Here is a 25,241-nt window from a genome sequence, read left to right as displayed (position 1 = left end):
GCGGGTTGCACCCGCCCTACGCCCCGCTACATCCAGCCCAACTCGGCCATCGACAACGGTTCGCCATCGCCGACGATGAAGTGATCGAGCACGCGCACTTCCACCAGCGCCAGCGCATCCTTGAGGCGCTTGGTCAGCACGCGATCCGCCTGGCTCGGTTCGGAAACGCCCGAGGGATGGTTGTGAGTCAGGATGACTGCGGCGGCATTGTTGGCCAGCGAGCGCTTGACCACCTGCCGGGGATAGACGCTGGCGCTGTCGATGCTGCCGCGAAACAGCACCTCGAAGGCCAATACGCGGTGCTTGGCGTCGAGGAACAGGCAACCGAACACCTCATGCGGCTCATGGCGCAGTTGCGCCTTGAGGTAATCGCGCACCGCCTGCGGGCTCTCCAGCGCCGAATCACGGCGCAGGCGCTCGGCCAGATGGCGCCGGGCCATTTCCAGCACAGCCTGCAACTGCGCGTACTTGGCCGGGCCCAGGCCGAGGTGCTGGCTGAAACCGGCCAGGTCGGCTTCCAGCAATGCCCTCAGGCTACCGAACTCGCTCAGCAGATACCGCGCCAGATCCACCGCACTCTTGCCGGTGACGCCGGTGCGCAGAAAGATCGCCAGCAGTTCGGCATCGGTCAGCGCAGCAGCGCCCTGAGCCAGCAGTTTTTCCCGCGGGCGCTCTGCCGCAGGCCAATCGCGAATGCTCATCGAACCCCTCCCTATCGAGCCAAGCACCCGCTGATCCGCTGCGGGCGCTGTGCTATCGTAGCCCATCTTTTTGCCTGCGGTCGGCCTGGGGAGGCGTTGGCCGCATGGCGCACATCAATCCGTCCATGAAAGGCAGGCCTATGCAGCGGCTGTATCGCAAACGCATCATCGTCGGCGTAGGGGGCGGCATCGCGGCCTACAAGAGCGCCGAACTGGTTCGCCGGCTCAAGGATCAAGGCGCCGAAGTGCGCGTGGTGATGACCCAGGGCGGCCGCGAGTTCATTACTCCGCTGACCCTGCAGGCCCTCTCCGGCCATCCTGTACACCTCGACCTGCTCGACCCGGCCGCCGAAGCGGCGATGGGCCATATCGAGCTGGCCCGCTGGGCCGATCTGATCCTCATCGCCCCGGCCACCGCCGATCTCATCGCGCGCCTGGCTCAGGGCATCGCCAACGATCTGCTGACCACCCTGGTGCTGGCCACCGATGCGCCGATTGCACTGGCTCCGGCGATGAACCAGGCGATGTGGCGCGACGCCGCCACCCAGGCCAACCTCGACCTGCTGCAACAGCGCGGCATGCGCCTGTTCGGCCCGGCCTCTGGCAGCCAGGCCTGCGGCGACGTCGGCCTGGGGCGCATGCTCGAACCCACCGACCTCGCCCAATTGGCCGCCGACTGCTTCCAGCGCCAGGCGCTGGATGGCCTGCACGTACTGATTACCGCAGGGCCGACCCAGGAAAACATCGATCCGGTGCGCTACATCACCAACCACAGCTCCGGCAAGATGGGCTTCGCCCTGGCCGAAGCCGCTGCCGAGGCGGGAGCGCGCGTGACCCTGGTCAGCGGCCCGGTGCACCTGCCGACGCCGGATCGGGTCAGCCGCATCGATGTGGTCAGCGCGCGCGACATGCTCGCCGCCTGCGAAGCCGCCATGCCCTGCGATGTGCTGATCGCCGCTGCCGCCGTGGCCGACTACCGCCCGGAAGTGGTCGCGCAGCACAAATTGAAGAAAGACCCCACCAGTGGCGAGGGCATGCTCCTGCAAATGGTGCGCAACCCGGATATCCTCGCCACCATTGCCGGCCGCGAGGATCGTCCGTTCAGCGTAGGCTTCGCCGCCGAAACCGAGAACCTGCTCGAATACGCCTCGCGCAAGCTACGCGACAAGAATCTCGATCTGATCGTCGCCAACGATGTGGCCAACCCCAGCATCGGCTTCAATAGTGAAGAGAACGCCATCACCGTGATCGACCGTGGGCTGCAACAGATCAGCTTCGCCCAGACCAGCAAGGGCAAGATCGCCCGCCAGTTGATCACCCTCATCGCCGAACGACTGAACAAGAACTGACCATGCACGCTCTGCAAGCCAAGATCCTCGATCCCCGCCTCGGCCAGGAATTCCCCCTGCCGCAATACGCCACGCCCGGTTCTGCCGGCCTCGATCTGCGCGCCATGCTCAAAGAGGACATCGTCCTCGAACCCGGGCAGACCGTGCTGATTCCGACCGGCCTGTCGATCTTCGTCGCCGACCCCGGCCTGGCGGCGCTGATCCTGCCGCGCTCGGGCCTCGGCCACAAACACGGCATCGTCCTCGGCAACCTGGTCGGCCTGATCGACTCGGACTACCAGGGCGAGCTGATGGTGTCGTGCTGGAACCGCGGCCAGGACAGTTTCCGCATCGCCATTGGCGAGCGCATCGCGCAATTGGTGCTGGTACCCGTGGTGCAGGCACGCTTCGAACTGGTCGACGAGTTCGACCAGACCCAACGCGGCGCAGGCGGCTTCGGCCACTCCGGCAGCCACTGACGCACTCAACAGGACGATCCGCGGAGGAGCATCTGCGTGAAACTCTTCAAGCGCAACGCCAAGGAAGCCGAGACACCCATCAGCCCCAAACCGGCGGCGAAGGGTAGCAAGGGCTCCAGCCCATCGCTCGGCGCACTGCTGCCAGGCGTGCTGGCGACCGCCATCGGCATCGGCGCCGGTGGCGCCCTGCTCTGGGTCGTCCAGAACGACAGCAGCCAGACGCAGCAAAGCCAATTGGCCCAGGCCATCGGCAGCAATCAGGCCAGTGCCGTGCAACAGGCACTCAAGCGCCTACAGGCCGACAGTCAGGCAGCGGCACGCAACCCGGAGCTGCTGCAGGCTCTGCAAAGCGGCGACAGCCTGCGCATCACGGAAACCGAGCGTCGTCTGGGCTATTGGGATGGCGTCATCGATGCCCAGCTCAATCGGCGCGGCGAGGCGGTACAGAACCCGGATCGCGCCGCACCGATGAACTTCGCCGGCCTGGACATGCTGCGCCGCGCCGAAAGCGGCCAGCCGCCCGCTGTCGAAGCCTACCGCGTTGGCCAGCGTTGGCTGGCCTATAGCGCCGTGGCCCTGCGCCAAAGCGAAAGCCAGCCAGCAGAAGGCACCCTGATGCTGGCAGTCGACCTGGAACGCCTGCTCGCCAGCGTACCGGCATTGCCGCCCGAACTGGGCCAGGTGCAATTGCTGCAGCAATTCGGCAATGCCCCGGCACAACCGCTGCTGCAACGCGGCGAAGCCGGTGATGCCAGCGCCCAGACGTTCGCCACCGGCAATCCGAACTGGAAATTGGTGTTCACCCCGGGGCCGGCACTGGCTCAGGGTGGCGTTCCCCCGCTGATGCTCGGCCTGGCCGCCCTGCTCGCCCTCGGTGGCGCACTGATCGGCCTGATCCTGCTGCATGGCGGGCTGCACCGACGCATCAACAGCGATGCGCAGCAGCTTGGGCAAATGCTCAAAGAACTCTCCGAGGGCAAAAACGTCAAAGCATTCAGCCTGAGCCTGCCAGCCCTCGACGCCCTGGCTCGGAGCCTGGCCCGTCTGCCACGCCGCAGCCACGATTCGGCGACCGGTAGCGCCACGGCCAAGAAAGAAACCAACGCGGCGCCTGCCGTTCCGCCCGCTGCCAAGCAGGCCGAGCTGGTCGACCCGCTATTTCAGGACACCGATATCCTCGATATCGACATTCTCGATGAAGACCAGGATCTCCTGGGACTGGAGCAGAGCCCCGCAATGACCACTCGCCAAAGCGCCCCGAAACTTCCCGCCGACATCTTCCGCGCCTACGACATCCGTGGCGTGGTCGGTGACACCCTGACCGCCGAATACGCCTACTGGATCGGCCGCGCCATCGGCTCGCAAAGCCTGGCCCAGGGCGAACCCAAGGTCATCGTCGGCCGTGACGGCCGCCTGTCCGGCCCGGAACTGCTGCAACAGCTGGTGCAGGGCCTGCTCGACTGCGGCTGCGAAGTCACCGACATCGGCATGGTACCGACCCCGGTGGTGTACTTCGCCGCCAACGTGCTGGAAGGCCGCTCGGCAGTCATGCTCACCGGCAGCCACAACCCGCCGGACTACAACGGCTTCAAGATCATCATCGCCGGCGACACCCTGGCCAACGAGCAGATCCTCGCGCTGAAGACCCGCCTGGACAACAACGACCTGGCCAGCGGCGTCGGCAGCGTGCAGCAGGTCGACGTCCTGCCGCAGTACTTCAAGACTATCCGCGACGACATCGCCCTGGCCAAGCCGCTCAAAGTGGTGGTGGACTGCGGCAACGGCGCCGCAGGCGTGATCGCCCCGCAACTGATCGAAGCCCTCGGCTGCAGCGTGATTCCGTTGTTCTGCGATGTCGACGGCACCTTCCCCAACCACCACCCGGATCCGGGCAAGCCGGAGAACCTGGTCGACCTGATCGCCCGCGTGAAATCCGAGAACGCCGACCTGGGCCTGGCCTTCGACGGCGACGGCGACCGCGTCGGCGTGGTGACCAACACCGGCACCATCGTCTACCCGGATCGCCTGCTGATGCTGTTCGCCAAAGACGTGGTCTCGCGCAACCCGGGCGCCGACATCATCTTCGACGTCAAATGCACCCGTCGCCTGACCCCGCTGATCAGCGGCTACGGTGGCCGCCCGGTGATGTGGAAAACCGGTCACTCGCTGATCAAGAAGAAAATGAAGGAAACCGGCGCCCTGCTGGCCGGCGAAATGAGCGGCCACATTTTCTTCAAGGAACGCTGGTACGGTTTCGACGACGGCATCTACAGCGCTGCCCGTCTGCTGGAAATCATCAGCCTGGAGAAGCGCAACGCCGAGCAGGTGTTCAACGCATTCCCCAACGACATTTCCACGCCGGAAATCAACATCAAGGTCACCGAGCAGACCAAGTTCGGCATGATCGAGCGCCTGCAGCGTGAAGGCCAGTGGGGCGAGGCGAACATCACCAGCATCGACGGCGTACGCGTCGACTATCCCAAGGGCTGGGGCCTGATCCGCGCCTCCAACACCACGCCGGTGCTGGTGCTGCGCTTCGAAGCCGAAACCCAGGAAGAGCTGGCGCGCATCCAGGACGTGTTCCGCGCACAACTGCTCAAGGTCGCCCCCGACCTGCAACTGCCCTTTTAACCCATTTGCCCCAGGAGCCCCTGCATGACCCTCGAGCGTGACGCCGCTGCCCAGGTTGCCAAGGTACTGTCCGAAGCCCTGCCCTATATCCGCCGCTTCGTCGGCAAGACCCTGGTGATCAAGTACGGCGGCAACGCCATGGAAAGCGAGGAACTCAAGCAGGGCTTCGCCCGCGACATCGTGCTGATGAAAGCGGTCGGCATCAACCCGGTGGTGGTGCATGGTGGCGGCCCGCAGATCGGTGATCTGCTCAAACGCCTGAGCATCGAAAGCCACTTCATCGACGGCATGCGCGTCACCGATACCGCCACCATGGATGTGGTGGAAATGGTGCTCGGCGGCCAGGTCAACAAGAGCATCGTCAACCTGATCAACCAGCATGGCGGCAGCGCCATCGGCCTGACTGGCAAGGACGCCGGCCTGATCCGCGCGAAGAAGCTCAAGGTCAGCCGCCAGACGCCGGAGATGACCCAGCCGGAAATCATCGACATCGGCCATGTCGGCGAGGTCACCGGGGTCAACACCGACCTGCTCAACATGCTGGTCAAGGGCGACTTCATTCCGGTCATCGCGCCCATCGGCGTCGGTCCGGATGGTGAGTCCTACAACATCAACGCCGATCTGGTCGCCGGCAAGGTGGCCGAAGCACTGAAAGCCGAGAAGCTGATGCTGCTGACCAACATCGCCGGCCTGATGAACAAGCAGGGCGAAGTGCTCACCGGCCTGACCACCGAACAGGTTAATGGCCTGATCGCCGACGGCACCATCTACGGCGGCATGCTGCCGAAGATCAAATGTGCACTGGAAGCGGTGCAGGGTGGCGTCACCAGCTCGCACATCATCGATGGCCGCGTGCCCAATGCCGTGCTGCTGGAGATCTTCACCGATATCGGCAACGGCACCATGATCAGCAACCGCAAACGCCCGTAAGACTCAAGCACACCACGCATCGACTGCCTGAGCAGCGATGCGTGGCATGCCTCTCGCGGCGCGACGCACAGCGCGCCATCAACGGTAATCCGGTAGCGAGAGCAGGCTTGAGGACAGTGGGGTTTACTGGCGTTTGCCGCCGAACAGTTCGGCCAGCCGTGCACGATCCGCAGCGAAATCGGCCTCGGCCTGATTGCGCGCTTCCTTGTAACGGGCGATATCGCGCTGCAGACGCTGCTGCTCGTCCTTGAGATTGTTGATCTGAACCAGCAAGGGCTCCGGCACCTGGCGCCCCGCCCGCTCGTGATCGGCGGCCTGACTCTGCAGGTTGGCCTGCTGGGTACGCACCGACTGCAGATTACCGCGCGCCACTCCTATCACCCCATCCAGCTCCGCCAGCTTGCGCCCACGCGCACGATCGACATCATCGAGATTGGAGTACAAGCGCAACAGCTGCGCGTCATTGCTGGCACGCGCCTTCTGCGCCTGCATGCGCGCGTATTCCTCAGGCGTAGGCGCCGGCGGCACCACGCGCACCACGCGCCCCTGGTCGTTGAGCACCTCATAGCCCTTGCCGATCAGCTCGGGCGGCACGCCCTGCCGACTGAGCACGGTGACACCCTTGGCATCGACATAGCGATACAGCTCGGCAGCCACTCCGGACAACGGTAGCAGTAGGCCAAGCAGCAGCGTACAGCGGGTCAGGAGCGGTGCAGGCATAGGGAAGACCTTGTGCTAGGGCTAGATTCCGTACTCGGCGCGGTAGGCTTCGACAGCCGGCAGATATTGCTTCAGTTCAGCATCCCCTGCCAGATATTCCAGTACCTGCTCGAGTGACACGATGCTCACTACGGGCATGCCGAAGTCGCGCTCGACTTCCTGGATGGCAGACAACTCACCCTGACCACGCTCCTGGCGGTTCAGCGCGATCAGCGTGCCGGCAGCCTGAGCGCCCTGGCCCTGGATGATCTGCATGACCTCGCGGATGGCAGTGCCGGCAGTGATCACGTCATCGACGATCAGCACACGGCCCTTGAGCGGCGCGCCGACCAGGGTGCCGCCTTCGCCATGATCCTTGGCTTCCTTGCGGTTGAAGCACCAGGGCAGATCGCGCTGATGATGCTCGGCCAGCGCCACGGCGGTGGTCGCCGCCAGCGGAATGCCCTTGTAGGCCGGACCGAACAGCACATCGAAGTCGATGCCACTGTCGACGATGGCAGCGGCGTAGAAACGCCCCAGCTGGGCCAGCGCCAGACCGCTGTCGAACAGACCGGCATTGAAGAAATAAGGGCTGGTGCGCCCGGATTTGAGGGTGAACTGACCGAAACGCAGAACCCCACGTTCGATGGCAAAGCGAATGAAATCGCGCTGGTACGCTTGCATGAAAAGCCCCGGACGGCACGGATTTAGCTAAATGAGGTGAGCTCGGGTATCATACACGCACGTGTTTTTGGGGGCCATTTATGCGGATCATCAGTGTGAACGTGAATGGTATTCAGGCTGCGGCCGAGCGAGGTTTGCTCAGTTGGCTGCAAGCTCAGAATGCCGACGTGATCTGCCTGCAAGACACCCGTGCCTCCGCCTTTGAAATGGACGACCAGGCCTTCCAGCTGGATGGCTATTTCCTCTATGCATGCGACGGTGAAGTGCCCAGCCAAGGTGGCGTGGCCCTTTACTCGCGGTTGCAACCCAAGGCGGTGATCAGCGGCCTCGGCTTTGAAATGGCCGATCGCTACGGGCGCTACCTGCAGGCAGATTTCGACAAAGTCAGTATTGCCACCCTGCTTCTGCCTACGGGCCGAGACGGGGACGAGAGCTTGAATCAGAAATTCAAGTTCATGGACGACTTCACCCATTATCTGGACAAGCAACGGCGCAAGCGCCGCGAGTACATCTACTGCGGCTCGCTGCATGTCGCGCACCAGAAGCTGGACGTGAAGAACTGGCGCGACTGCCAGCAATCGCCAGGCTTCCTCGCGCCCGAGCGCGCCTGGATGGATGAAGTGGTCGGCAGCATGGGCTACGTGGATGCCCTGCGCGAAGTCAGCCGCGAAGGCGACCAGTTCAGCTGGTGGCCAGACAGCGAGCAGGCGGAAATGCTCAACCTGGGCTACCGCTTCGACTATCAGATTCTCACGCCAGGCATGCGTCGCACCGTACGCAGCGCTCGCCTGCCGCGCCAGCCGCGCTTCTCCCAGCATGCGCCGCTGATCGTCGATTACGACTGGATCCTCAGCATCTGATCTGCAGACATGAAAAAGCCGGCTGATCGCCGGCTTTTTGTTGCTCGCTCGTTTACTTCACCAAGCGCCAGCTGAAGGGATAGCGATAAGCCTTGCCCTCGTTGGCCTTGATCCCGGCGATGATGGTCAGCACCAGCGCGGCCAGGCCCAGCAGCATGAGCAACGGAAAGCCGATCACCACGACCATCAGCAGGACGCACACAGCCGCCGCCAGCGCGACGCTGATCTGAAAGTTCAGCGCCTCCTTGCCCTGCGCGTCGACGAACGGATCCATGTCCTTCTTCACCTGCCAGACGATCAGCGGTCCCAGCAGGCTGCCGAAGGGAAACACCAGCCCGAGAAAGGCCGCAAAGTGGCAGAACATCGCCCACTGACGCGCTTCCTGGCTAGGAACGGGTTGCGGTACCTGGAACTCTTCACTCATGCGGCGTCTCCTTGCGATGCGCGTGGGCTCAGTCGACCAACGCAGCTTTCTGCAGTTCGAATATCTCGTTCATGCCCTTCTGCGCCAACGCCAGCATGGCATTGAACTCCTCGGGCTGGAACGGCGCGCCCTCGGCGGTGCCCTGCACCTCGATGAAACCACCCGCGTTGGTCATCACCACGTTGAGATCGGTCTCGGCAGCGGAATCTTCCAGGTAGTCCAGATCCAGCACCGGCTCGCCCTGATAGATACCAACCGATACGGCAGCAATCATCTGCTTGAGTGGCTCACCCTTGAGCCCGCCACGCTTCTTCAGCACTTTCAGCGCATCGATCAGCGCCACCATCGAGCCGGTGATCGAGGCGGTACGGGTACCGCCGTCGGCCTGGATCACGTCGCAGTCGACGTACAGGGTGTTCTCGCCCAGCTTGCTCATGTCCAGTGCGGCGCGCAGCGAACGGCCGATCAGGCGCTGGATTTCCAGGGTACGACCACCCTGCTTGCCGCGGCTGGCTTCACGCTGGTTACGCTCGCCAGTGGCACGCGGCAGCATGCCGTATTCGGCGGTCAGCCAGCCCTGGCCCTGGCCTTTGAGGAAGCGCGGCACGCCGGACTCGACACTGACGGTGCAGATCACCTTGGTATCGCCGAACTCGACGAGCACCGAACCCTCGGCGTGCTTGGTGTAGTTGCGGGTGATGCGAATCGAGCGCAACTGATCGGCGGCGCGGCCACTGGGACGTTTCATCGAGCGATACCTACTTCGTTAAGTGAAAACAGCACGCATTATAGGGGGCGCTCGACCCGCACGACACGTCGAATTGGCGCGAGCAGACCACAGGCCCGACCGCCTGCACATGAAATGAGCCAGCCGCGTGGGCTACAATCCTGCGTTTTTCGAGCCGACCACCACGAGGTATCCCATGGTTCACAGCATGACGGCCTTTGCCCGCAACGAGCAGGCAACCGCCCACGGCACCCTGAGCTGGGAACTGCGCTCGGTCAATCACCGCTACCTGGAACCGCACCTGCGCCTGCCCGATGCCTTCCGCGACCTCGAAGGCGCGGTGCGCGAAGCGCTGCGCCAGGGGCTGTCGCGCGGCAAGGTGGAATGCACCCTGCGCTTCGCCGAAGAGAGTGCTGGCCAGCAACTGCAGGTCGACAGCGAGCGTGCGCGCCAGTTGATCACTGCCGCCGAACAGGTCGCCGCACTGATCAAACAACCGGCGCCGCTCAACCCCCTGGAAGTGCTGGCCTGGCCCGGCGTGCTGGTGGCCGACTCGGCCGATCCGCAAGCACTCAACGCCGCTGCGCTGAAGCTGTTCGACCAGGCACTGGGCGAGCTCAAGGCCGGCCGTGCCCGCGAAGGCGCCGAGCTGGCCAAGCTGCTCAATGAACGCCTCGACAGCATCCTCGACGAAGTCGCCGCCCTGCGCGAACTGGTGCCGCAGATGCTCGCCGGCCAACGCCAGAAGATCGAAACCCGCTTCGCCGAGATGCAGGCCGAGCTCGACCCGCAACGCCTGGAGCAGGAACTCGTGCTGCTGGCGCAGAAGAGTGACGTGGCCGAAGAGCTGGATCGCCTCAGCACCCACGTCAGCGAAGTGCGTCGCGTGCTCAAGGCCGGCGGTGCTGCCGGTCGTCGTCTGGACTTCCTGATGCAGGAGCTCAACCGCGAGGCCAACACGCTCGGGTCCAAGGCATTCGACCCGCGCAGCACGCAAGCTGCGGTCAACCTCAAGGTATTGATCGAGCAGATGCGCGAGCAGGTGCAGAACATCGAGTAACACCAGCCAGACGGCTGCTATCTTTCGCTCACCGATTCATCAGGACATTTTCATGGCCATCACCACCGGCACCCTCTATATCGTTTCCGCACCGTCCGGCGCCGGCAAGACCAGCCTGGTCAAGGCGTTGATCGACAGCGAACCGCAGATTCGCGTCTCGGTGTCACACACCACTCGCGCCATGCGCCCAGGCGAAGAAAACGGGGTGAACTACCACTTCGTCGACCATGCGCAGTTCAGCGCCATGATCGAGCGCAGCGAGTTCCTCGAACATGCGCAGGTCTTCGACAACTTCTACGGCACCTCGCAAACCTGGGTCGAGCAGACCCTGGCCGAAGGCTTCGACCTGATCCTGGAGATCGATTGGCAGGGCGCGCAGCAGGTGCGCAAGCTGATGCCGCAGGCCAAGTCCATCTTCATCCTGCCGCCGACCCAGGAAGCCCTGCGCCACCGCCTGACCAATCGCGGCCAGGACAGCGGCGAGATCATCGAGCGGCGCATGCGCGAAGCCGTCAGCGAGATGAGCCACTACGTCGAGTACGACTACCTAGTGATCAACGATGACTTCAACCACGCCCTGAGCGATCTGAAAGCCATCTTCCGCAGCAACCAGTTGTCGCAAACTCAGCAACAGCAGCGCCATGCCGGCCTGCTCAGCGAACTGCTGGCGTAAAACAGCGCTTCCATTGTCGCTGGTGATTTTTTAGACTATCCAGTCCGCTCGCCCGCTCGGGCCAAGCTTATCCGCACACGTTACGAGGAACACCATGGCTCGCGTTACCGTCGAAGATTGCCTGGACAACGTTGATAACCGCTTCGAACTGGTCATGCTCGCGACCAAGCGTTCGCGCCAGCTGGCCACCGGCGGCAAAGAGCCGAAAGTGGCTTGGGAAAACGACAAGCCCACCGTCGTGGCCCTGCGCGAAATCGCGGCTGGCCTGGTGGACTATGAAGTGATCGCCCAGGAAGACATCGTCGAGGAAGAGCCGCTGTTCGCTGCCTTCGAGGAAGAGGCCAACGAGCCTCTGTAAGTCGATGATGCCGGGTCGAAGTCGCGCGGCGTGTAGCCAAGCCAGCCCTGAAGGGAATACCCCATGGCTGGCATAGACGCTCTCGCCGACCGACTTTCGGCCTACCTCGGCCATGACCAGGTCAACCTGGTACGCCGAGCCTACTTCTACGCCGAACAGGCGCACGATGGCCAACGCCGCCGCAGTGGCGAAGCCTACGTGACCCATCCGCTGGCCGTGGCCAGCATCCTCGCCGAAATGCACATGGATCATCAGAGCCTGATGGCCGCCATGCTGCACGACGTGATCGAAGACACCGGCATCGCCAAGGAAGCGCTCAACGCGCAGTTCGGCGAAACCGTGGCCGAACTGGTCGACGGGGTCAGCAAGCTGACTCAGATGAACTTCGAGACCAAGGCCGAGGCGCAGGCCGAGAATTTCCAGAAGATGGCCATGGCCATGGCCCGCGACATCCGCGTGATTCTGGTCAAGCTCGCCGACCGCCTGCACAACATGCGCACCCTCGATGCCATGCCGCACGAGAAGAGCCGGCGCATCGCCAAGGAAACCCTGGAAATCTACGCCCCCATCGCCAACCGGCTGGGCATGCACAACATGCGCGTGGAGTTCGAAGACCTGGGCTTCAAGGCCATGCACCCGATGCGCTCCGAGCGCATCCGCGCCGCTGTGCGCCGCGCTCGGGGCAACCGCAAGGAAATCGTCGCCAAGATCGAGGAATCGATCCAGATGTGCCTGCAGCGCGAGGGCATGGAAGGCGAAGTGATCGGCCGCGAGAAGCACCTCTACAGCATCTACCAGAAGATGCGCGGCAAACGTAAGGCGTTCAACGAGATCATGGACGTCTACGCCTTCCGCATCATCGTCGACAAGGTCGACACCTGCTACCGCGTGCTCGGCGCCGTGCACAACCTGTACAAGCCGCTGCCTGGACGCTTCAAGGATTACATCGCGATTCCCAAGGCCAACGGCTACCAATCGCTGCACACCACGCTGTTCGGCATGCACGGCGTGCCCATCGAGATCCAGATCCGCACCCGCGAAATGGAAGAGATGGCCAACAACGGCATCGCCGCGCACTGGCTGTACAAGTCCAACGACGACGAAGTACCGAAGGGCAACCACGCCCGCGCGCGGCAGTGGGTCAAGGGCGTGCTGGAGCTGCAGCAACGCGCCGGTAACTCGCTGGAATTCATCGAGAGCGTGAAGATCGACCTGTTCCCGGACGAGGTCTACGTGTTCACGCCCAAGGGCCGCATCATGGAGCTGCCCAAAGGCTCCACTGCGGTCGATTTCGCCTACGCGGTGCACACCGACGTCGGCAACACCTGCATCGCCTGCCGTATCAACCGCCGCCTGGCGCCGCTGTCGCAGGCGCTGGAAAGCGGCTCGACAGTGGAAATCGTCACCGCACCGGGCGCACGCCCCAATCCGGCCTGGCTCAACTTCGTGGTCACCGGCAAGGCGCGCACGCACATCCGCCACGCCCTCAAGCAGCAGCGCCGTTCGGAATCCATCAGCCTCGGCGAGCGCCTTCTGAACAAGGTGCTGGCCAGCTTCGACACGCACCTGGAGAAGATCGCCCCCGAGCGTGTACAGGCCGTGCTGGGCGAATATCGCCAGGAAGTCATCGAAGACCTGCTCGAAGACATCGGCCTGGGCAATCGCATGGCCTACGTCGTCGCCCGCCGTCTGGTCGCCGAAAGTGGCGACGACACCCTGCCGAGCAGCGAAGGGCCGCTGGCGATCCGTGGTACTGAAGGCCTGGTGATGAGCTACGCCAAGTGCTGCACACCGATTCCGGGCGACCCCATCGTCGGCTACCTGTCCGCTGGCAAGGGCATGGTGGTACACATGGAGAGCTGCCGGAACATCGTCGACATCCGCCACAACCCGGAAAAATGCATCCAGCTCAACTGGGCCAAGGACGTCACTGGCGAGTTCAACGTCGAATTGCGCGTCGAGCTGGAACACCAGCGCGGCCTGATCGCCCTGTTGGCCAGCAGCGTCAACGCTGCCGATGGCAACATCGAGAAGATCAGCATGGACGAACGCGACGGCCGCATCAGCGTGGTGCAACTGGTGGTCAGCGTGCATGACCGCGTGCATTTGGCCCGCGTGATCAAGAAACTGCGCGCGCTCAAGGGCGTGACCCGCATCACTCGAGTACGCGCCTGACACAATTTCCCTAATTTCCAGTCTGTAGGCTGGGCGCTCGACCCAGTCAGTCCTCACAAGGAGCGATTCATGAGCAAGACCGTCATCAGCAGCGACAAGGCCCCTGCCGCCATCGGCACCTACTCTCAGGCGATCAAGGCCGGCAACACCGTCTACATGTCCGGGCAGATCCCGCTGGATCCGGTGAGCATGGAGCTGGTCGAAGGCTTCGAAGCGCAGACCGTACAAGTGTTCGAGAACCTCAAGGCCGTGGCCGAAGCAGCCGGCGGTTCGTTCAAGGACATCGTCAAGCTGAACATCTTCCTTACCGACCTGTCGCACTTCGCCAAGGTCAACGAAGTCATGGGCCGTTACTTCGAGCAGCCCTACCCGGCGCGTGCCGCCATCGGCGTGGCCGCTCTGCCGCGCGGCGCGCAGGTAGAGATGGACGCCATCCTGGTCATCGAGTAAGTCCGGCGGCGGGGCTCTGGCCCCGCCTGTTCCTTCTTTCTCCCCGTGTGGAGACCGTCATGCGCCTGATCGCCCTGCTGCTGTGCAGCTCCGTCCTGGCAGGATGCGCCAGCAAGTCGAACGACGACCCCAGCGGTACCTGGATCAACCAGTCCGCCATCGATGCCGCACGCGAGAGCGGTCACCTGCGCGAAGCACTGGCGGCCTACGGCCCCAACCTCGAATGGCAGATCGACGCCGCCAAGCAGGAAGCCACCTACAGCAACGGTTTCGAGGTCGCCGAGGGCCGCCTGCAGCGTATCGACCCGCAGCACTGGCAGGTCACCTTCTATGGCGACTATCGCGAACGCCTGAGCCTGTCTCACGACCAGTTGACCCAGGACGCCAGCGATTACTGGCCCGAGCAGCAGTTCACCCGCGTTCCCGCCGCAGAAGCTCAAACCACCCCCGGCAGCAACTTCGAGCGCGCCCTGTATCGCGCCTACCTGGGTGGCGACTGGCTGATCGAGAAGGGGCCCGGCCGTGGCGGCCTGGTGCGTTTCGCGGCCGATGGCACGGTAGAGGGCCTGCCCGGTGCAGAACGCTACGCTCTGTGCCTGGCGGGTGATTGCGCCGCCATGAGCGGAGACAACGACAGCATCTGGCTGCAATTGGGCGAACAGGGCAGCCCCTGGATCTTCGTGCATGAGGGCAATCAGCTGCGCATCTTCGATGCCCAGAACCGCGCCCAGTTCGACGAGATGCCCGAGTACCAACCTGGCCCACAGCGCTGGCTGCTCAAGCGCAAATAGCCAATGCCGGCAGCGCCTCATAGTGCGCTGCCGAGCACCAGCCAGAGCCCCATCGCCAGCAACAACGCCCCGCACACTCGATCCAGCCAGCGCACCTGGCGCTGCAGCCAGGCCCGCCAGCGCTGGCGGCCCAGCAGGCGCACCAGGGCCAGATCCCAGCCCCAGACCACCAGGGTCATCCACAGCATGGCCAATGCCAGGCCCCAGCCTGGCATCGCGGCGTCACGCAGCACGCCGAACAGCCCGGCATAGAACAGCGGCAGCTTGGGGTTGCAGCTGCTGGCCAGCAGCCCCTGACGCAGGCCGCGCCACCAGCTGCCGTCCTGGCGTTGTTCACCGGCTGGCAACTGCAGGTCGCGTCCGGCGAGCAGCGCCTGCCAACCGATCCAGATGAAGTAGGCGCCCCCCAGAGCCTGTAGCACGCGCCAGAACAGGCCGCCCTGAGCCGGCAATGCGCCGAGCAGAAGCAACACCAGCTGCATGCTCGAGAGATTGGCCAGGGCAATGCCCGCTGCACAGCCATCGGCCTGACGACGCCCCTCGCCGAGTGCAGTACGGATCAGCAGGAAGAAATCCGGCCCCGGCGACAACAGCGCCGCGAAATGGGTGCTGGCAACCAACAGGAACAACGCGACCATCGCAAGCGACCTCCTCGGCAAAGGAAGCCAGTCTCGCCAGAGCCAAGGCTCTCGGTCTTGGAGAAAACTCAGGCCTGGGCGGCGCGGCGGAACTGCCCGGGCGTGACGCCGGTGAAGCGCTTGAACGTACCGGAGAAGTGCGCCTGATCGTAGAACCCCAGGCTCAAGGCCACCGTCAGCGGCGATTGATCGCCGAGCAGCAGGCGCTTGGCCTCACGCACCCGGCGCTGCAGCAGGTAGGTATGGGGTGGCACGCCGTAGGCACGACGAAAAGCGTCGATCAGATGGCGTGGATGACGCTGCACCAGGTCAGCCAACTGCTCCAGGCTGATCGCATCGGCATAGTGCGCCTCCAGATAATCACGGACTTGCAGCGTGACGCCGCCATCACGGCTGGCCGGGCGCGCGGCGCGCAAACCGCCGTGCCGGATGAAGACCAGTTCCAAAAGCGCCAGCAGTTCGCTCTCCAGCACCAGCGCATCGCTGCGCTCGAACTCGCCGGCCAGACGCAGCAGACCGGCCGCCACCTGGCCATCGTCCTGCGGATTGAGCTGGCGGAAACCGTCGGGCAGACGCTTGCGCCCGAGCAGCGCCGGCAGGCGCGCCTCCTCGACATAGAGCATGCGGTAGATCAGTCGCGGCGACTCGGCATGGCCGGTGTGCGGTTCCTCGGGATTCATCAGCGACAGGGTGCCGGCCGGCAGGGCATGGCGCTCGCCTCGGCACTGATAGCCACCGACGCCCTCAACGATGGCTCCGATGGCGAAGGCATCATGGCTATGACGCCCGAAAGGCTGGCCGGAAAAGTCGGCATGGAAGAGCTCCACACCGGGCAACCAGGGCTTGGCCAGCAGGCGGTTACCGGCCACGTTCAGACGTCCTGCAGGATCGCGCTGTAGCCCTCGCGATAACTGGGGTATTGCGGTGCCCAGCCCAGGCTGCGGGCGCGGGCGTTGCGACAGCGCTTGCTGCCAGCACGCCGTACCTGCGCTTCGTCGCTCCAATGGCTGACCCCCAGTTGCTCACGCAACCAGGCCACCACCTCATGCAGCGGCGCGGGCTCGTCGTCCACGCCCAGGTAGCAGTTATCCAGGGCAACGCCACTGTGGTCGGCTTCCAGCAGATGAGCCATCAGCCCGGCGGCATCATCGACATGGATGCGATTGCCAAACAGCGGTGGGTTCTCGCTCACCCGATAGCCATTGCGTACCTGGTTCAGCAACCACTGGCGGCCAGGGCCGTAGAGCCCGGTCAGGCGCACCGTGGTCGCCGGCAGGCCACTGTTCAGGGCAAGGCTCTCCGCCTCGCGCATGATCCGCGCCGAGTAACTCTGCGCTTCGGCCGGCGAATCCTCGTCGACCCACTCGCCCTGCTGCTGGCCATATACGCCGCTGCTGGAGGCGAACAGTATGCGACGTGGCCGTTGCCCGTGCTGCGCCAGCCAGCCCAGCACACGCCGCAGCCCTTCGACATAGGCGGCGCGGTAACCGGCTTCGTCATGCGTGGTAGCCGCTGCGCAATACACCAGGTAATCCAGTTGCCCCTGCGGCCAGGCGGCAGGACAGGCATCGGCGTGCAGATCGCCCGCCACCGCATGGATCGTCTCGGGCAAGGCCGCCACGTTGCGACGCAGGCCGTACACCGTCCAGCCGCGGGCCTGCAGACGCAGAGCCAGGCGAGTGCCGACGTCGCCACAACCGGCGATCAGCACACGAGGAAATTCGGACATGGTCTGGGCCTCCGCAAAAAGAGTCGAGGATAGAGGGCGCACCCCGCGACGGCAAACGCCGGTCGGAGACCTCGGCTAAACGTTACAGTATCACTTTCACAAACAAGAATTAATTGCAATAATGCAGCTCTTTACCCGCCGCCGCTCAAGGACGGGTGATACCGCAATTCATCGTTCAGGTCCGACCATGAAACCTATTGCCCGCACCGCCCAGCTCTCCTCGCTCTTCCGTCGCGCTCCAGCACTGGCCGCACTCCTGTTTGGCCTGACGCTGCTGCCTGCTACCCAGGTATTCGCCGACGAGCCCGCCAAAGCCCCCGCGGCGGCGACCGAAGCGGCCCCTGCCGCAGCCGCGCCTCAGGCGCCGCTGCAAGCGGCCCTGCCAGCCGGCAACGACGAGCTGAGCAGCAAGCTGCAAGCGCTTGGCCCGCAGGCCACGCCGGAGCAGATTCGCGAGACGACGCGCCAGACCCTGACTGCACAGGGCGCTCCCGCTGAAAAGATCGAGGAAACCCTGGCGGCTGTCGATCAGGCCCTGAACCCGGGCGATGACCTGGACGCGGCGGCCGAAGACGACGGCATGCTGGCCGGGCACGACCTGTCGCCCTGGGGCATGTACCAGAACGCCGACATCGTGGTGAAGTCGGTGATGATCGGCCTGCTGCTGGCCTCGGTGCTGACCTGGACCGTGTGGCTGGCCAAGAGCTTCGAACTGATCCGCGCCAAACGCCGCCTGCGTCGTGAACTGCCGGTGCTGAAGGCCGCGCGCACCCTCAAGGAAGCCGGCAGCAGCATGAATGGCGAGGCCTGCATTTCTCACCGCCTGGTACAGGATGCGCTGGAGGAAGTGAAACTCTCCGGCAGCGTGCGCGAGACCGACGGCATCAAGGAGCGCGTCAGCTTCCGCCTCGAGCGTATGGTCGCCGCCACTGGCCGGCAGATGAGCCTGGGTACCGGCATTCTCGCCACCATCGGCTCGACTGCGCCCTTCGTCGGCCTGTTCGGCACCGTCTGGGGCATCATGAACAGCTTCATCGGCATCGCCAAATCGCAGACCACCAACCTCGCCGTGGTCGCACCGGGTATCGCCGAAGCCCTGCTGGCCACCGCACTGGGCCTGGTCGCGGCGATCCCGGCCGTGATCATCTACAACGCCTTCGCCCGCTCCATCGCCGCCTACAAAGCCCAGGTGGCCGATGCTTCCGCTCAGGTGCTGCTGCTGGTCAGCCGCGACCTCGACCACCTGCCGGCCGAGCGCCAGGCTCCGCACATGGTCAAGGCGGGCTGAGCCATGGGCATCCATCTGCAAGAAAGCGACGACCTGCAGGAAACGCACGAGATCAACGTCACGCCGTTCATCGACGTGATGCTGGTGCTGCTGATCATCTTCATGGTCGCCGCACCGCTGGCCACCGTGGACGTCAAGATCGACCTGCCCGCCTCCACCGCCAAGCCCGTGCCACGCCCGGACAAGCCGGTGTACCTGAGCATCAAGGACGACACCAGCCTGTACCTGGACAACCAGCAGATCGACCCGACCCAACTCAAGGCGTCGCTGGATCGCATGACCGGCGGCGACAAGGAAAAGACCATCTTCGTCCGAGGTGACAAGGGCGTGGAGTACTCCGACCTGATGAGCGTGCTGGATCAACTGCGCGGCGCCGGCTACCTGAAGATTGGCCTGGTCGGCCTGGAAACGGTCGGACAGAAATGAGCCAAACGCGCCGCCTGCCGTTATGGGCCATCTGCCTGCTCGTCGCGCTCGGCCTGCATATCGGCCTCTACCTCCTGGCTTCGCACTGGAAGCCAGAGGTGCCGACGATCACGCTGGAGCCCGCCGCCATGCTCATCGAGCTGGAGCCGATTCCCGAGCCCACGCCTGAGCCAACGCCACCACAGCCGGTGGTCGAGCCGGAGCCAGAACCGATCCCCGAAGTCGTCGAAGCGCCGAAGCCGAAGATCGTCATCGCCAAGCCGAAACCCAAGCCGGTGGTCAAACCTCAGCCGCCCAAGCCTGAGGTCAAGCCGCAACCTGAAGCGCCCAAGGTCGCCACGCAGGAAAAAGCCCCTGCGCCGGTGAATGCCCCGGTCAGGTCGCAGCAAGTCGAGCAAAACGAGATCGACCGCGAAAAGGCCCTGTGGCTGGCCAAGCTACAGGCCTACCTGAGCAAGCGCCTGCAGTATCCGGAGCGTGAGCGACGCCTCAATCGTCCGGGCAGCCAGCACGCGCTGGTGGTCAACTTCACCATCGATAGCCAGGGGCGCATCGTCGACAGCGAGATTCAGAGCTCCACCGCTCGTCGCGCCTTCGACCAGGACGTGCAGCGCCAGCTGCGCCGCCACAGCCCGGTACCAGCGCCGCCCGCCAAGGTGTTGAGCGACGGCAGGATCGCGATCAAATTCCCGCTGAACTTCAAGCTGGATCGCTGAACGCCATCGCGCCCGGCATGGGCAGGGTCGCAGACGGGCCGCTTGTTTCTAGCGGCCCGGTTGGTTCCATTGACTACACCCGCTATGCTTGCCGCAGTTCAATGGAAAAAGACTATGACCCTCACCGAACTGCGTTACATCGTCACCCTCGCTCAGGAACAGCATTTCGGCCGCGCGGCCGAGCGCTGCCACGTCAGCCAGCCGACCCTGTCGGTGGGCGTGAAGAAGCTGGAGGACGAGCTCGGCGTACTGATCTTCGAACGCAGCAAGAGCGCCGTACGCCTGACCCCGGTCGGTGAAGGCATCGTCACCCAGGCACAGAAGGTGCTGGAGCAGGCCCAGGGCATTCGCGAACTGGCTCAGGCCGGCAAGAACCAGCTGGCCGCGCCACTGAAGATCGGCGCGATCTACACCGTCGGCCCTTACCTGTTCCCGCACCTGATTCCGCAACTGCACCGGGTCGCGCCGGACATGCCGCTGTACATCGAAGAGAACTTCACTCACGTGCTGCGCGACAAGCTGCGCACCGGCGAGTTGGACGCCATCATCATCGCCCTGCCCTTCCAGGAAGCCGATGTGCTGACCAAGCCTCTGTACGACGAGCCCTTCTACGCGCTCCTGCCGGCCGGCCACCCCTGGGCGGCGCTGGAGAGCATCGATGCCAAGCTGCTCAACGACAAGAGCCTGCTGCTGCTCGGCGAAGGCCACTGCTTCCGCGATCAGGTGCTCGAAGCCTGCCCGTCGCTGCGCAAGGGCGGTGAGGACAATGCCAAGCACACCACGGTGGAATCCAGCTCGCTGGAAACCATTCGTCACATGGTTGCCTCGGGTCTTGGTGTGTCGATCCTGCCGTTCTCGGCGGTGGACAGCCATCACTACGCGCCGGGCGTGATCGAGGTGCGTCCGCTCACTGCGCCGACGCCATTCCGTACCGTGGCCATCGCCTGGCGCGCCAGCTTCCCGCGCCCCAACGCCATCGAGGTGCTGGCCGACTCCATCCGCCTGTGCTCGGTGGCCCGCCCGCAGGCCAAGAGCGCCTGAGGTCAGCGTGGGCGAGCTGGCGACAGTCCCGGTCACCGCGCTCAAGGGCGTGGGCGCCGCACTGGCGGAAAAACTCGCCAAGGTCGGCCTGGAAAACCTGCAGGACGTGCTGTTCCACCTGCCGCTGCGCTACCAGGATCGCACCCGCATCACCCCCATCGGCGCGCTGCGGCCGGGGCAGGATGCGGTGGTCGAAGGCATCGTCGCCGGTGCCGACGTGGTCATGGGCCGGCGGCGCAGCCTGCTGGTACGCCTGCAGGACGGCAGCGGCACCCTGAGCCTGCGCTTCTTCCACTTCAGCCAGGCGCAGAAGGACGGCCTCAAGCGCGGCACTGCCCTGCGCTGCTACGGCGAGGTACGCCCCGGCGCCACCGGCCTGGAGATCTACCATCCGGAATACCGCGCGCAGAACGGTGACGAACCCGCGCCGGTCGAGCAGAGCCTGACCCCCATCTACCCGACCACCGAGGGTCTGACCCAGCAACGTCTGCGCCAGCTCAGCCAGCAGACCCTGGCGCGCTTGGGCCCGCACAGCCTGCCGGACTGGCTGCCCGACCAGTTGGCCCGCGACTACCGCCTGGCGCCGCTGGATGAGGCCATCCGCTACCTGCATCGACCGCCGCCGGATGCCGATGTCGAAGAACTTGCCGAGGGCCGCCATTGGGCGCAGCACCGCCTGGCCTTCGAGGAGCTGCTGACGCATCAGCTCTCCCTGCAGCGCCTGCGCGAGCAGGTACGGCGCCAGCAGGCGCCGGCCCTGCCACCGGCGCAGAGGCTGCCGCAGCTGTACCTGCAGAATCTCGGCTTCGCCCCGACCGGCGCGCAGCAACGCGTCGGCGCCGAGATCGCCTACGATCTCGCGCAGAGCGAACCCATGCTGCGCCTGGTGCAGGGTGATGTCGGCGCCGGCAAGACGGTGGTCGCCGCCCTGGCCGCGCTGCAGGCGCTGGAGGCCGGCTATCAGGTAGCGCTGATGGCGCCGACCGAGATTCTCGCCGAGCAACACTTCCTCAACTTCAGCAAATGGCTGGCACCACTCGGCCTGGATGTCGCCTGGCTGGCCGGCAAGCTCAAGGGCAAGGCCCGCACAGCGGCGCTTGAGCAAATCGCGGGCGGCTGCCCGATGGTGGTCGGCACCCATGCGCTGTTCCAGGACGAGGTGAAGTTCCAGCGCCTGGCCCTGGTGATCATCGACGAGCAGCACCGCTTCGGCGTGCAACAGCGCCTGGCCCTGCGCCAGAAGGGCATCGACGGGCGCCTCTGCCCGCACCAACTGATCATGACCGCCACGCCCATCCCGCGCACCCTGGCGATGAGCGCCTACGCCGATCTGGACACCTCGATCCTCGACGAACTGCCGCCCGGCCGCACACCGGTGAATACCCTGGTGATCGCCGACAGCCGCCGCGATGAAGTGGTCGAGCGCGTGCGCAATGCCTGCCAGCAGGGACGCCAGGCCTACTGGGTGTGCACCCTGATCGAAGAGTCCGAAGAACTGACCTGCCAGGCTGCCGAAACCAGTTTCGAGGAACTCTCTGCCGCCCTCGGCGAGCTGCGCGTAGGCCTGATCCATGGACGCATGAAACCGGCCGAGAAGGCCGCGGTGATGGACGAATTCAAGCAGGGCCAGCTGCAGTTGCTGGTGGCGACCACGGTGATCGAAGTCGGTGTCGACGTGCCCAACGCCAGCCTGATGATCATCGAGAACCCCGAACGTCTGGGCCTGGCCCAGTTGCACCAGCTGCGCGGCCGAGTCGGCCGTGGCAGCGCCGCCAGCCACTGCGTGCTGCTCTACCACGCGCCGCTGTCGCAGCTCGGTCGCGAGCGCCTGGCGATCATGCGCGAAACCACCGATGGCTTCGTCATCGCCGAGAAGGATCTGGAGCTGCGCGGCCCGGGTGAAATGCTCGGCACCCGGCAGACCGGTCTGCTGCAGTTCAAGGTCGCCGACCTGATGCGCGATGCCGACCTGCTGCCGGCGGTGCGCGATGCTGCGCAGGCACTCATGGAACATTGGCCGCAACATGTGGCCCCACTGTTGGAACGCTGGTTGCGTCACGGCCAGCAATACGGTCAAGTGTGAACAAAATCACAGGACAACCGTCGCCACGAACCAATGCGTAACGACTCACTGGTTATACTCCGGGTCAGATGCGCCAACGCTGGATATCGATATGACCGAAGCCGCCCTCGCCCCCGACGCCGCCCCGCAGCCACCTGCGGTCATCCTGCAGTTGCTGGAGAAACTCAACCTGCCCTACCGCGTCTGCGCAGAGCGCCCCGGCCTGCCTGCCGAAGCGCGCGTCCAGGCCGTGCTGCTGGACGATGCCGTCGGCGCCCTGCTGGTGCTATACCCACGCAGCCACCTGCTCGACCTGGCGCGTCTGGCCGAACTCACCGGACGCCAGCTGACCGCCGTCAAGCCGGAACGCCTGGAGCGCATGCTCGGCAAGCACAACCTCGGTAGCCTGCCCGCCCTGCCGCCGCTGACCAGTTCGCCCTGCCTGTACGAGGAGCGCCTGCTGCAGGTACCGCAGTTGCTGATCGACTCCGGTCAGCCCGGCGTGCTTCTGGAAATCCCCACGGATGCCTTCAAGTCCCTGCTCAGCAAGGCCAGCGCGGCACGCTTCGGCGAGCCGGTCAGCGCCATCCGCCTGAACCTCGACCGCCCCGACGATGACCGCGCGGAGATCACCCAGGCCGTGCAGGCCTTTACCGCACGCCGCATTCAGCAGCGCCTGGAAGAAACCATCGAGATCCCGCCGCTACCGGAAACCGCGCAAAAGATCATCAAGCTGCGGGTCGATCCCAATGCCACGGTCGATGACATCACCGGCGTGGTCGAGACCGACCCGGCGCTGGCTGCCCAGGTGGTCAGCTGGGCGGCATCGCCCTACTACGCCGCGCCCGGCAAGATTCGCTCGGTGGAAGATGCCATCGTCCGCGTGCTGGGCTTCGACCTGGTAATCAACCTGGCCCTCGGCCTGGCGCTGGGCAAGACCCTGAGCCTGCCCAAGGATCAGCCGCAACACGCCACGCCCTACTGGCAGCAGGCGATCTACACTGCCGCGGTGATCGAGGGCCTGACCCGCGCCATGCCGCGCGCACAGCGTCCGGAAGCGGGCCTGACCTATCTCGCCGGGCTGCTGCACAACTTCGGTTATCTGGTGCTGGCGCACGTCTTCCCACCGCATTTCTCGCTGATCTGCCGGCACCTGGAGGTCAACCCGCACCTGTCCCACAGTCATATCGAGCAGCATCTGCTGGGTATCACCCGCGAACAGATCGGTGCCTGGCTGATGCGCCACTGGGACATGCCCGAGGAACTGGCCTGCGCGCTGCGCTTCCAGCATGACCCGAGCTATGCCGGTGACAATGCCGCCTTCGCTAATCTGGTGTGCCTGGCCGTCAGCCTGCTGCGCAACCGCGGCATCGGTGCTGGGCCGCAAGGCGAGATTCCCGAGGAGCTGTTCGAGGCATTGGGCCTGAGCCGGGAAAAAGCCGAAGACGCCGTGAGCAAGGTGCTCAGCGCCGAAGCCGCCCTGCGCGAACTGGCTGCGCAGTTTCAGCCTGCGCACTGAGTGACGGCCCGCCCCTGCTTCGCGCTACTGCCGTCATGCAGGTGTTGCGAAGCAGCATGCTGTGGCGGGCTGTTCGCTTCGCTCTCTAGGCCGCCCTACGGCTTGCCTGCCTTCTGACGAATCCGCTCGCGGCGCTCGGCGAACAGCTGCGGCACTACCTCCAGGCTGGCGCTGAACAGCAGGCGCACGCTGGGCTGTTCGTAGAGGCTGGCATATTCCGCGAGCTGATCGCTGGGCATCTGCCGATAGGCATAGAGCATGAAGGATTCCACCGCCTGCTCGCTGGAGCGGCGGATGGCTTGGGCTTGCGTCTGGGTCTGTTCCTGCAGGGGCTGCTCATCCAGGGTATCGCCACGCGCCCTCAGCGCCAGCAGCGCCTGGGTCTTGCCCACCTCGTAACGCAGCAGGCTGGCCAGGTCGGTGGTGTGGGCAGCCTGGTCGAGCCGCCGCACCAATTCCAGACGTGCGCCACGTACCGGCTGCTGCTGCAGCCGCTCGCGGTACTCGGCCAATGCTTCGGGCTGCTCGCCAACCGATCGCTCGGCGGCAGTGAAGCGCTGCGCCAGCTCACCCTGGAGCAAGCGCTGAATTTCCGCTACCTGAGCGTGATCGAGCTGCGGCGCGACACGTTCGGCGAGTTGCTGGCAAAACAACTGCCCTTCGAACAATTCGCCCAGCAGTGCCTGCTGCTTCTGCTCCTGGCCCTGCTGCAGCATCGGCACCGTCTGTTCGCACAGCAACTGGATACCCGCCAATTCGAACAACGGCGGCAGGGCAGACGGTGCAACGGGCTCGGCACGTGCCAAGGCAGTCGACAGCAGCAGGCAGGGCAACAGATACAGGCGCATGATC

At 64.8% G+C, this 25,241-nt stretch carries 26 protein-coding genes; 17 read left to right on the top strand and 9 right to left on the bottom strand.

Features of this window, described 5'->3' with window-relative positions:
* Positions 1–26 precede the first annotated feature (26 nt).
* Positions 27–701: a RadC family protein gene (radC, locus tag ACODS1_RS20910; protein ID WP_489087169.1), complete on the bottom strand. Its 675-nt coding sequence runs from the start codon at positions 699–701 to the stop codon at positions 27–29.
* Between the two features lie 140 nt (positions 702–841).
* Between radC and coaBC the strand changes: the two genes are divergently transcribed.
* From coaBC to argB, 4 genes are all read left to right on the top strand, one after another.
* The gene (coaBC, locus tag ACODS1_RS20905) at positions 842–2,050 is read left to right on the top strand and encodes a bifunctional phosphopantothenoylcysteine decarboxylase/phosphopantothenate--cysteine ligase CoaBC (protein WP_489087171.1); all 1,209 of its coding nucleotides are present in this window, start codon (positions 842–844) and stop codon (positions 2,048–2,050) included.
* 2 nt (positions 2,051–2,052) lie between these two features.
* The gene (gene dut / locus ACODS1_RS20900) at positions 2,053–2,508 is read left to right on the top strand and encodes a dUTP diphosphatase (RefSeq protein WP_322981776.1); all 456 of its coding nucleotides are present in this window, start codon (positions 2,053–2,055) and stop codon (positions 2,506–2,508) included.
* A gap of 1,236 nt (positions 2,509–3,744) precedes the next feature.
* A complete protein-coding gene (algC, locus tag ACODS1_RS20895) occupies positions 3,745–5,139 on the top strand; it encodes a phosphomannomutase/phosphoglucomutase (RefSeq protein ID WP_322981807.1) in 1,395 nt (464 codons plus the stop codon).
* A gap of 24 nt (positions 5,140–5,163) precedes the next feature.
* Positions 5,164–6,069: an acetylglutamate kinase gene (gene argB, locus ACODS1_RS20890; protein ID WP_322981775.1), complete on the top strand. Its 906-nt coding sequence runs from the start codon at positions 5,164–5,166 to the stop codon at positions 6,067–6,069.
* Positions 6,070–6,192: 123 nt separating this feature from the next.
* Here argB and ACODS1_RS20885 read toward each other — a convergent pair whose 3' ends face one another.
* On the bottom strand, positions 6,193–6,789 hold the full coding sequence (locus tag ACODS1_RS20885) for a DUF4124 domain-containing protein (RefSeq protein WP_489087168.1): 597 nt from the start codon (positions 6,787–6,789) through the stop codon (positions 6,193–6,195).
* 21 nt (positions 6,790–6,810) lie between these two features.
* A complete protein-coding gene (pyrE, locus tag ACODS1_RS20880; RefSeq protein ID WP_013717752.1) occupies positions 6,811–7,452 on the bottom strand; it encodes an orotate phosphoribosyltransferase in 642 nt (213 codons plus the stop codon).
* Between the two features lie 80 nt (positions 7,453–7,532).
* Here pyrE and crc point away from each other — a divergent pair, with 80 nt between their 5' ends.
* Positions 7,533–8,312, top strand: a complete 780-nt coding sequence (crc, locus tag ACODS1_RS20875) for a catabolite repression control protein Crc (RefSeq protein ID WP_489087167.1) — start codon at positions 7,533–7,535, stop codon at positions 8,310–8,312.
* A 52-nt stretch (positions 8,313–8,364) separates the two neighbouring features.
* Here the strand turns inward: crc and ACODS1_RS20870 are convergent, their stop codons facing one another.
* On the bottom strand, positions 8,365–8,736 hold the full coding sequence (locus ACODS1_RS20870; protein ID WP_322981771.1) for a DUF4870 domain-containing protein: 372 nt from the start codon (positions 8,734–8,736) through the stop codon (positions 8,365–8,367).
* Positions 8,737–8,764: 28 nt separating this feature from the next.
* Positions 8,765–9,484, bottom strand: coding sequence for a ribonuclease PH (gene rph / locus ACODS1_RS20865; protein ID WP_489087166.1), 720 nt, complete (start codon positions 9,482–9,484; stop codon positions 8,765–8,767).
* A gap of 175 nt (positions 9,485–9,659) precedes the next feature.
* Between rph and ACODS1_RS20860 the strand changes: the two genes are divergently transcribed.
* The 6 genes from ACODS1_RS20860 (at position 9,660) to ACODS1_RS20835 (ending at position 14,970) form a co-directional block, all read left to right on the top strand.
* Positions 9,660–10,523: a YicC/YloC family endoribonuclease gene (locus ACODS1_RS20860; protein ID WP_322981769.1), complete on the top strand. Its 864-nt coding sequence runs from the start codon at positions 9,660–9,662 to the stop codon at positions 10,521–10,523.
* A gap of 52 nt (positions 10,524–10,575) precedes the next feature.
* Positions 10,576–11,196 carry a guanylate kinase gene (gene gmk, locus ACODS1_RS20855; protein WP_489087165.1) on the top strand — a complete coding sequence of 207 codons (621 nt, stop codon included), beginning with the start codon at positions 10,576–10,578 and terminating at the stop codon, positions 11,194–11,196.
* 94 nt (positions 11,197–11,290) lie between these two features.
* Positions 11,291–11,554: a DNA-directed RNA polymerase subunit omega gene (gene rpoZ, locus ACODS1_RS20850; protein ID WP_036998775.1), complete on the top strand. Its 264-nt coding sequence runs from the start codon at positions 11,291–11,293 to the stop codon at positions 11,552–11,554.
* 63 nt (positions 11,555–11,617) lie between these two features.
* Entirely contained in the window at positions 11,618–13,729 is a 2,112-nt protein-coding gene (gene spoT, locus ACODS1_RS20845) for a bifunctional GTP diphosphokinase/guanosine-3',5'-bis pyrophosphate 3'-pyrophosphohydrolase (RefSeq protein WP_489087164.1), read from the top strand.
* Between the two features lie 69 nt (positions 13,730–13,798).
* Entirely contained in the window at positions 13,799–14,179 is a 381-nt protein-coding gene (locus tag ACODS1_RS20840; RefSeq protein ID WP_322981767.1) for a RidA family protein, read from the top strand.
* Between the two features lie 59 nt (positions 14,180–14,238).
* Complete coding sequence (locus tag ACODS1_RS20835) at positions 14,239–14,970, top strand: hypothetical protein (protein WP_489087163.1); 732 nt, start codon at positions 14,239–14,241, stop codon at positions 14,968–14,970.
* Positions 14,971–14,987: 17 nt separating this feature from the next.
* On the opposite strand, the gene ACODS1_RS20830 is transcribed toward ACODS1_RS20835, so the two are convergent.
* From ACODS1_RS20830 to ACODS1_RS20820, 3 genes are all read right to left on the bottom strand, one after another.
* Positions 14,988–15,608: a LysE family translocator gene (locus ACODS1_RS20830; protein ID WP_489087162.1), complete on the bottom strand. Its 621-nt coding sequence runs from the start codon at positions 15,606–15,608 to the stop codon at positions 14,988–14,990.
* 68 nt (positions 15,609–15,676) lie between these two features.
* Positions 15,677–16,477 carry a helix-turn-helix transcriptional regulator gene (locus tag ACODS1_RS20825; protein WP_489087161.1) on the bottom strand — a complete coding sequence of 267 codons (801 nt, stop codon included), beginning with the start codon at positions 16,475–16,477 and terminating at the stop codon, positions 15,677–15,679.
* Positions 16,478–16,479: 2 nt separating this feature from the next.
* The gene (locus ACODS1_RS20820) at positions 16,480–17,337 is read right to left on the bottom strand and encodes an NAD-dependent epimerase/dehydratase family protein (protein WP_489087160.1); all 858 of its coding nucleotides are present in this window, start codon (positions 17,335–17,337) and stop codon (positions 16,480–16,482) included.
* A 187-nt stretch (positions 17,338–17,524) separates the two neighbouring features.
* Between ACODS1_RS20820 and exbB the strand changes: the two genes are divergently transcribed.
* From exbB to ACODS1_RS20790, 6 genes are all read left to right on the top strand, one after another.
* Positions 17,525–18,625, top strand: coding sequence for a tonB-system energizer ExbB (exbB, locus tag ACODS1_RS20815; RefSeq protein WP_489087159.1), 1,101 nt, complete (start codon positions 17,525–17,527; stop codon positions 18,623–18,625).
* A 3-nt stretch (positions 18,626–18,628) separates the two neighbouring features.
* Entirely contained in the window at positions 18,629–19,051 is a 423-nt protein-coding gene (gene exbD, locus ACODS1_RS20810; RefSeq protein ID WP_489087158.1) for a TonB system transport protein ExbD, read from the top strand.
* Positions 19,048–19,767: an energy transducer TonB family protein gene (locus ACODS1_RS20805; protein ID WP_322981760.1), complete on the top strand. Its 720-nt coding sequence runs from the start codon at positions 19,048–19,050 to the stop codon at positions 19,765–19,767. The genes exbD and ACODS1_RS20805 overlap by 4 nt, the downstream gene beginning before the upstream one ends.
* Before the next feature lie 114 nt (positions 19,768–19,881).
* Positions 19,882–20,808 (top strand): hydrogen peroxide-inducible genes activator, encoded by a 927-nt coding sequence (locus ACODS1_RS20800; RefSeq protein WP_074918722.1) that lies wholly within the window; start codon positions 19,882–19,884, stop codon positions 20,806–20,808.
* 7 nt (positions 20,809–20,815) lie between these two features.
* On the top strand, positions 20,816–22,891 hold the full coding sequence (gene recG / locus ACODS1_RS20795) for an ATP-dependent DNA helicase RecG (RefSeq protein ID WP_489087157.1): 2,076 nt from the start codon (positions 20,816–20,818) through the stop codon (positions 22,889–22,891).
* A gap of 91 nt (positions 22,892–22,982) precedes the next feature.
* On the top strand, positions 22,983–24,389 hold the full coding sequence (locus tag ACODS1_RS20790) for an aminoacyl-tRNA deacylase and HDOD domain-containing protein (RefSeq protein WP_489087156.1): 1,407 nt from the start codon (positions 22,983–22,985) through the stop codon (positions 24,387–24,389).
* A 95-nt stretch (positions 24,390–24,484) separates the two neighbouring features.
* Here the strand turns inward: ACODS1_RS20790 and ACODS1_RS20785 are convergent, their stop codons facing one another.
* A complete protein-coding gene (locus ACODS1_RS20785; protein ID WP_489087155.1) occupies positions 24,485–25,237 on the bottom strand; it encodes a hypothetical protein in 753 nt (250 codons plus the stop codon).
* Between the last annotated feature and the right edge of the window lie 4 nt (positions 25,238–25,241).

It is taken from the genome of Pseudomonas sp. FG29, from assembly GCF_057809355.1.
This window is presented reverse-complemented; position numbering and strand designations above follow the sequence as displayed.

Coding starts and splice junctions, on each gene's coding strand:
- ACODS1_RS20820 (WP_489087160.1), bottom strand. CDS start 17,337: ATGTCCGAATTTCCTCGTGTGCTGATCGCCGGTTGTGGCGACGTCGGC.
- rpoZ (WP_036998775.1), top strand. CDS start 11,291: ATGGCTCGCGTTACCGTCGAAGATTGCCTGGACAACGTTGATAACCGC.
- ACODS1_RS20870 (WP_322981771.1), bottom strand. CDS start 8,736: ATGAGTGAAGAGTTCCAGGTACCGCAACCCGTTCCTAGCCAGGAAGCG.
- ACODS1_RS20805 (WP_322981760.1), top strand. CDS start 19,048: ATGAGCCAAACGCGCCGCCTGCCGTTATGGGCCATCTGCCTGCTCGTC.
- ACODS1_RS20860 (WP_322981769.1), top strand. CDS start 9,660: ATGGTTCACAGCATGACGGCCTTTGCCCGCAACGAGCAGGCAACCGCC.
- ACODS1_RS20885 (WP_489087168.1), bottom strand. CDS start 6,789: ATGCCTGCACCGCTCCTGACCCGCTGTACGCTGCTGCTTGGCCTACTG.
- exbD (WP_489087158.1), top strand. CDS start 18,629: ATGGGCATCCATCTGCAAGAAAGCGACGACCTGCAGGAAACGCACGAG.
- ACODS1_RS20830 (WP_489087162.1), bottom strand. CDS start 15,608: ATGGTCGCGTTGTTCCTGTTGGTTGCCAGCACCCATTTCGCGGCGCTG.
- rph (WP_489087166.1), bottom strand. CDS start 9,484: ATGAAACGTCCCAGTGGCCGCGCCGCCGATCAGTTGCGCTCGATTCGC.
- ACODS1_RS20840 (WP_322981767.1), top strand. CDS start 13,799: ATGAGCAAGACCGTCATCAGCAGCGACAAGGCCCCTGCCGCCATCGGC.
- ACODS1_RS20835 (WP_489087163.1), top strand. CDS start 14,239: ATGCGCCTGATCGCCCTGCTGCTGTGCAGCTCCGTCCTGGCAGGATGC.
- dut (WP_322981776.1), top strand. CDS start 2,053: ATGCACGCTCTGCAAGCCAAGATCCTCGATCCCCGCCTCGGCCAGGAA.
- radC (WP_489087169.1), bottom strand. CDS start 701: ATGAGCATTCGCGATTGGCCTGCGGCAGAGCGCCCGCGGGAAAAACTG.
- exbB (WP_489087159.1), top strand. CDS start 17,525: ATGAAACCTATTGCCCGCACCGCCCAGCTCTCCTCGCTCTTCCGTCGC.
- spoT (WP_489087164.1), top strand. CDS start 11,618: ATGGCTGGCATAGACGCTCTCGCCGACCGACTTTCGGCCTACCTCGGC.
- crc (WP_489087167.1), top strand. CDS start 7,533: ATGCGGATCATCAGTGTGAACGTGAATGGTATTCAGGCTGCGGCCGAG.
- ACODS1_RS20800 (WP_074918722.1), top strand. CDS start 19,882: ATGACCCTCACCGAACTGCGTTACATCGTCACCCTCGCTCAGGAACAG.
- ACODS1_RS20785 (WP_489087155.1), bottom strand. CDS start 25,237: ATGCGCCTGTATCTGTTGCCCTGCCTGCTGCTGTCGACTGCCTTGGCA.
- coaBC (WP_489087171.1), top strand. CDS start 842: ATGCAGCGGCTGTATCGCAAACGCATCATCGTCGGCGTAGGGGGCGGC.
- ACODS1_RS20790 (WP_489087156.1), top strand. CDS start 22,983: ATGACCGAAGCCGCCCTCGCCCCCGACGCCGCCCCGCAGCCACCTGCG.
- gmk (WP_489087165.1), top strand. CDS start 10,576: ATGGCCATCACCACCGGCACCCTCTATATCGTTTCCGCACCGTCCGGC.
- pyrE (WP_013717752.1), bottom strand. CDS start 7,452: ATGCAAGCGTACCAGCGCGATTTCATTCGCTTTGCCATCGAACGTGGG.
- algC (WP_322981807.1), top strand. CDS start 3,745: ATGACCACTCGCCAAAGCGCCCCGAAACTTCCCGCCGACATCTTCCGC.
- argB (WP_322981775.1), top strand. CDS start 5,164: ATGACCCTCGAGCGTGACGCCGCTGCCCAGGTTGCCAAGGTACTGTCC.